The organism is Terrabacter sp. P5_B1 (genome assembly GCF_056400505.1).
Genome location: NZ_JBFULD010000290.1, coordinates 1 through 5,505 on the forward strand (window position 1 = coordinate 1; position 5,505 = coordinate 5,505).

Consider the following 5,505-nt stretch of genomic DNA (forward strand, 5'->3'; position numbering starts at 1 on the left):
GACGTGGCCTCTCGACGGGTGAAGGGCGGCCAGACGTGGCCTCTCGACGGGTGAAGGGCGGCCAGACGTGGCCTCTCGACGGGTGAAGGGCGGCCAGACGTGGCCTCTCGACGGGTGAGGGGCGGCCAGACGTGGCCTCTCGACGGGTGAGGCGGGGACACGGCATACGACCGGGTGGGCCAGAATGGCTCGGTGCCTGACTCGAACACGTCGCTCGCCACTCCTGCGCCGCACGCCGACCTCGCGTGGGGCCGCACGTGGCCGAGCCTCGAGGTGTTCACCGAGCTCGCGCTCGAGCACCGCCGCGTCATCCCGGTCGTACGCCGTGTGCTGGCCGACGCGGAGACCCCGGTGGGGGTTTACCGCAAGCTCGCGAAGGACGCTCCGGGCACGTTCCTGCTCGAGTCCGCGGAGCACGGGGGCGTGTGGTCGCGCTACTCGATCGTCGGAGCCCGCAGCGCTGCGACCCTGACGGAGAAGAACGGGAGTGCCCACTGGATCGGCGAACCACCGATCGGTCTGCCCACCCACGGCGATCCCGCAGAAGCGGTCCGCGACACCGTCGCAGCCCTCGCCACCCCGCGCACGCCCGGACTGCCGCCGCTGACCGGTGGCCTCGTCGGTGCCATCACCTACGACGCCGTGCGCCGGTGGGAGAACGTGCCCGACGGCGGCCGGGACGAGCTCGACCTTCCGGAGGTCGCGATGATGCTCACCACCGACCTCGCCGTCTTCGACCACAGCGACGGATCCCTGCTGCTCGTCGCCAACGCCGTCAACCACGACGCGACCGACGAGCGCATCGAGGACGCCTGGGCCGACGCCGTCGCCCGGCTCGACCGGATGACCGACGAGCTCGCGGCGCCGGCGCCGAGCACGGTGGCGACCATCGAGCCGATCGAGAGTCGTCCGACGAGCAGCCACACCCAGCCGGGGTTCGAGTCGATGGTCGAGGAGGCCAAGGAGGCGATCCGCGCCGGCGAGGCCTTCCAGATCGTCGTCTCGCAGCGCTTCACCGTGCCGTGCCGGGCCGACGCCCTCGACGTCTACCGGGCGCTGCGCGTCAGCAACCCCAGCCCGTACATGTACCTCCTGCGCCTGCCGCACCCCGACGGCTCGGCCTACGACATCGTCGGCTCGAGCCCCGAGGCCCTCATCAAGGTGACGGGGAGACAGGCGATCACCCACCCGATCGCCGGCTCGCGTCCCCGCGGCAAGAGCCCCGACCACGACGCGCACCTCGCCGAGGAGCTGCTCGGCGACGCCAAGGAGCGGGCCGAGCACCTCATGCTCGTCGACCTCGCCCGCAACGACCTCCAGCGCATCTGCCGCGCCGGCACCGTCGACACCGTCGACTTCATGTCGATCCGGCGCTACAGCCACATCATGCACATCGAGTCGACCGTCGTCGGCGACCTCCGTGACGACCGGAGCGCCTACGACGCGCTCGTCGCGACGTTCCCCGCCGGCACGCTGAGCGGGGCGCCGAAGCCTCGCGCCATGGCCCTCATCGACGCCTACGAGGGGCTGCGTCGCGGTCTCTACGGCGGCGTCGTCGGCTACCTCGACTTCGCCGGCGACCTCGACATGGCGATCGCGATTCGCACGGCCCTCATCAAGGACGGCCTGGCGCACGTCCAGGCCGGAGCGGGCATCGTGGCCGACTCGGTGCCCCACCTCGAGTACGAGGAGACGGTCAACAAGGCCGCCGCCGCCCTGCGCGCCGTCGCTGCCGCGGCGGGCCTGCGACCCCTCGGAGACCACCGCGCATGACCTCTGCCGAACCGACCGCGGACCACATCCACCGCAGGCCCCTCGTCCTCAACAAGAAGCGCGCGGCGCTGGTCGTCCTCGTCCCCGCAGCCCTGCTTCTCGGCCTCACCACGCGGACCTGGGCGAGCGGCGAGTCCCGTGACGTCCTCAGCCAGGCGGTCACCGACGTGACTGGCGGTGCGGCCGCGCCGGGCGTCGTCGGACTCACGGCGGTCTGCGTCGTGGCTCTGCTCGGCCTCATGACCGGGGGGCGCGTCATCCGTGCCGTCGCCGCGGTCGTTCTCGTGCTGGCCTCGCTCGGCGCCCTGGCGATGACCCTCCTCGTCGCGCTGCGCCCCGTGGCCACGGTGGCCGAAGCCGTCGCACGCGAGCTCGCCCGCACGACGGCACCCGCCGCGACGGGTTCGAGCACCGCGTGGGCCTGGATCGCGGTGCTCGTCGCCGCCCTGCTGGCGGTGGGTGCCGTCCTGACCGCCGTCTCGAGCCGGTCCTGGGCCGGTCTCTCGGGGCGCTACGAACGCGGCGACAAGCCTGCGAGCGGACCCAGGGGCCAGGTGCGCACCACGTGGGACGAGCTGTCCGAGGGGCGGGACCCGACCCTGGACGACGCCCCTGACGAGACCTGACAGAATGGACCCACGTCGGCCCACGGGCCTGACGCCGATCGGACCAGAGAGGACCCCATGGAAGAGCAGCACGAGGACCACGGTCACAGCACCGCCGCCTGGACCGGAGTCGGGATCATCCTGCTCGGCACGGCCATCGCAGCGGTCGCGATCGTCATCCCCAGCCTGGTCGTCGGCATCATCGGCGCCGTCGTCATCGTGATTGGCGTCGGCGCGGGCAAGGTCATGTCGATGGCCGGCCTCGGCCATGACGGACACCACGCCCAGGGCGGCTCGCTCGTCGACGCCCCCGACGAGTCGGGCACCGGCACGGTCGGCAAGAGCTGAGCGCGGTGTCGACGGTTCTCGACGGGATCATCAGCGGCGTCCGCGAGGATCTCGAGCGCCGTCGCGTCGCCCAGCCGCTCGCCGAGCTCGAGGCCAGGCTCACCTCGGTGCGTCCCGCGCTCGACCCGATGCCCGGTATCCGCTCCGCCGAGGGCGTCGCCGTCATCGCGGAGGTCAAGCGGTCTAGCCCGAGCAAGGGGGCCCTCGCCCAGATCCCCGAGCCCGGCCTGCTGGCGCGGTCGTATGCCGCCGGCGGAGCGAGCGCCATCAGCGTGCTCACCGAGGAGCGACGGTTCTCCGGCAGCCTCGCCGACCTCGACGAGGTGCGCACCGCCGTCCGAACACCCTTGCTGCGCAAGGACTTCATGGTCGACGCCTACCAGGTGAGCGAGGCTCGCGCGCACGGCGCTGACCTCATCCTGCTGATCGTCGCCGCGCTCGACGACGCTCTGCTGCGTGACCTGCACGACCAGGCCCGCGACCTCGGCATGACGGCGCTCATCGAGGTCCACGACGCCGCCGAGCTCGACCGGGCGCTCGCGCTCGACCCCGTTCTCGTCGGCGTCAACGCCCGCAACCTCAAGACCCTCGAGGTCGACCCTCGCACCGTCACCGACCTGCTGCCGCGCGTTCCCGAGGGCGTCGTCGGCGTCGCGGAGTCGGGCGTGAGCGGTCCGGCCGACGTGGCCGCCTACGTCCGCGCGGGCGCCGGTGCGGTCCTCGTCGGCGAGGCCCTCGTCAAGGACGGTGCCCCCGAGGCCGCGATCCGCGGTTTCATCGACGCCGCGACCGCGGTCCGGGCCACGGCCCGCCCGGGCGCGGCAGGAGAGTGAGCATGACCACGACATCCAACGTGCCGGCATACGGCCGCTTCGGAGGGTTCGGCGGACGCTACGTCCCCGAGGCGCTGATCCCCGCCCTCGAGCAGCTCGAGGAGGTCTGGCGCAAGGCGGTCGTCGACCCCGAGTTCGTCGGGGAGCTCGAGCGGCTGCAGCGCACGTACACCGGCCGGCCCAGCATCATCACCGAGGTGCCGCGGTTCGCCGAGCACTGCGGCGGCGCCCGCGTCATCCTCAAGCGCGAGGACCTCAACCACACGGGGTCCCACAAGATCAACAACGTCCTCGGCCAGGCGCTGCTCACCAAGCGCATGGGCAAGACCCGCGTCATCGCCGAGACCGGCGCCGGGCAGCACGGGGTCGCCACGGCGACCGCCGCCGCCCTCCTGGGGCTCGAGTGCGTCGTCTACATGGGCCGCAAGGACACGGAGCGGCAGGCCCTCAACGTCGCGCGGATGCGCCTGCTCGGCGCCACCGTCGTGCCCGTCGACAACGGCAGCAAGACGCTCAAGGACGCCGTCAACGAGGCGTTCCGCGACTGGGTGGCCAACGTCTCGACGACCCACTACGTCCTCGGCACCGTGACCGGCCCGCACCCGTTCCCCGAGATGGTCCGCGACTTCCACCGGGTCATCGGGGTCGAGGCGCGCCAGCAGGTGCTCGACCTCGTCGGCCGCCTGCCCGACGCCGTGCTCGCCTGCGTCGGCGGAGGCTCCAACGCGATCGGCATCTTCCACCGCTTCATCGACGACCGGTCGGTGCGACTCATCGGCTTCGAGGCGGGTGGCGAGGGCGTCGAGAGCGGCAAGCACGCCGCGCGCTTCGCGGCGGGCGTCCCGGGCGTGCTCCACGGGGCCTTCACCTACGTCCTGCAGGACTCCGACGGCCAGACCGTCGAGTCGCACAGCGTGTCGGCGGGCCTGGACTATCCCAGCGTCGGCCCGGAGCACGCCCACCTGCTCGAGTCGGGGCGGGCGGAGTACCGCCCGATCACCGACGTCGAGGCGATGGAGGCGCTCTCGCTGCTGTCCCGCACCGAGGGCATCCTGCCCGCGATCGAGAGCGCGCACGCCCTCGCCGGCGCGATGAAGGTCGGGCGCGAGCTCGGCCCCGACGCCGTCCTGCTCGTCAACCTCTCGGGGCGCGGCGACAAGGACGTCCACACCGCGGCCGAGTGGTTCGGCCTCATCGACGAGGAGGGCGGGACCCGCCTCCCCGACGACGACGGCGGCGCCAAGGCCATGGGGGTCGAGCAGTGAGCGTCGGCACCGTCATCGAGAAGTGCCGCGCCGACAACCGTGCGGCCCTCATCGGCTACCTCCCCGTCGGTTTCCCCACCGTCCAGGGCTCGATCCGGGCGATGAAGGTCCTCGTCGAGTCCGGCGTCGACATCGTCGAGATCGGCGTGCCCTACAGCGACCCCGTCATGGACGGCCCGGTCATCCAGGACGCCGCGGTGCGGGCGCTGGCCGGCGGCGTGCACCTGAGCGACATCTTCACCGCGGCCCGTGAGGTCTCGGGCGCCGGTGCCGGTGCGCTGGTCATGACGTACTGGAACCCCGTCCTGCGCTACGGCGTCGAGCGGTTCGCCGCCGACCTCGCCGCCGCCGGGGGCGCCGGTCTCATCACGCCCGACCTCATCCCCGACGAGGCCGGCGAATGGATCACGGCCGCCGACGCCCACGACCTCGACAAGGTCTTCCTCGTCGCCCCGAGCTCGACGCCGGAGCGCCTGGCCGCCGTCACCTCGGCCTGCCGCGGGTTCGTCTACGCGACCGCCGTCATGGGTGTCACGGGGGCGCGCACCAGCGTCGGCGACGCCGCCGATGCACTCGTGTCCCGCACCCGCGAGCACACCGACCTGCCGGTCTGTGTGGGCCTGGGGGTCTCGACCGGTGACCAGGCGGCCCAGGTCGGCAAGTACGCCGACGGCGTCATCG

6 protein-coding genes are annotated in these 5,505 nt (G+C 72.5%); all 6 read left to right on the forward strand.

Annotated elements, in window-relative coordinates; translation table 11 throughout:
- Positions 1–192 precede the first annotated feature (192 nt).
- Positions 193–1,773: an anthranilate synthase component I gene (locus AC1DP0_RS17425; RefSeq protein ID WP_478086764.1), complete on the forward strand. Its 1,581-nt coding sequence runs from the start codon at positions 193–195 to the stop codon at positions 1,771–1,773.
- The gene (locus AC1DP0_RS17430) at positions 1,770–2,399 is read left to right on the forward strand and encodes a Trp biosynthesis-associated membrane protein (protein WP_478086766.1); all 630 of its coding nucleotides are present in this window, start codon (positions 1,770–1,772) and stop codon (positions 2,397–2,399) included. The genes AC1DP0_RS17425 and AC1DP0_RS17430 overlap by 4 nt, the downstream gene beginning before the upstream one ends.
- Positions 2,400–2,456: 57 nt before the next feature.
- The gene (locus AC1DP0_RS17435; RefSeq protein ID WP_478086768.1) at positions 2,457–2,726 is read left to right on the forward strand and encodes an HGxxPAAW family protein; all 270 of its coding nucleotides are present in this window, start codon (positions 2,457–2,459) and stop codon (positions 2,724–2,726) included.
- Positions 2,727–2,731: 5 nt separating this feature from the next.
- Positions 2,732–3,559 (forward strand): indole-3-glycerol phosphate synthase TrpC, encoded by an 828-nt coding sequence (trpC, locus tag AC1DP0_RS17440; RefSeq protein WP_478086770.1) that lies wholly within the window; start codon positions 2,732–2,734, stop codon positions 3,557–3,559.
- 2 nt (positions 3,560–3,561) lie between these two features.
- Complete coding sequence (gene trpB / locus AC1DP0_RS17445) at positions 3,562–4,824, forward strand: tryptophan synthase subunit beta (RefSeq protein ID WP_478086772.1); 1,263 nt, start codon at positions 3,562–3,564, stop codon at positions 4,822–4,824.
- A partial coding sequence (gene trpA / locus AC1DP0_RS17450) for a tryptophan synthase subunit alpha (RefSeq protein WP_478086774.1) occupies positions 4,821–5,505 on the forward strand: 685 nt, incomplete at its 3' end. The genes trpB and trpA, both read left to right, overlap by 4 nt.

Coding starts and splice junctions, on each gene's coding strand:
- AC1DP0_RS17430 (WP_478086766.1), top strand. CDS start 1,770: ATGACCTCTGCCGAACCGACCGCGGACCACATCCACCGCAGGCCCCTC.
- AC1DP0_RS17435 (WP_478086768.1), top strand. CDS start 2,457: ATGGAAGAGCAGCACGAGGACCACGGTCACAGCACCGCCGCCTGGACC.
- trpB (WP_478086772.1), top strand. CDS start 3,562: ATGACCACGACATCCAACGTGCCGGCATACGGCCGCTTCGGAGGGTTC.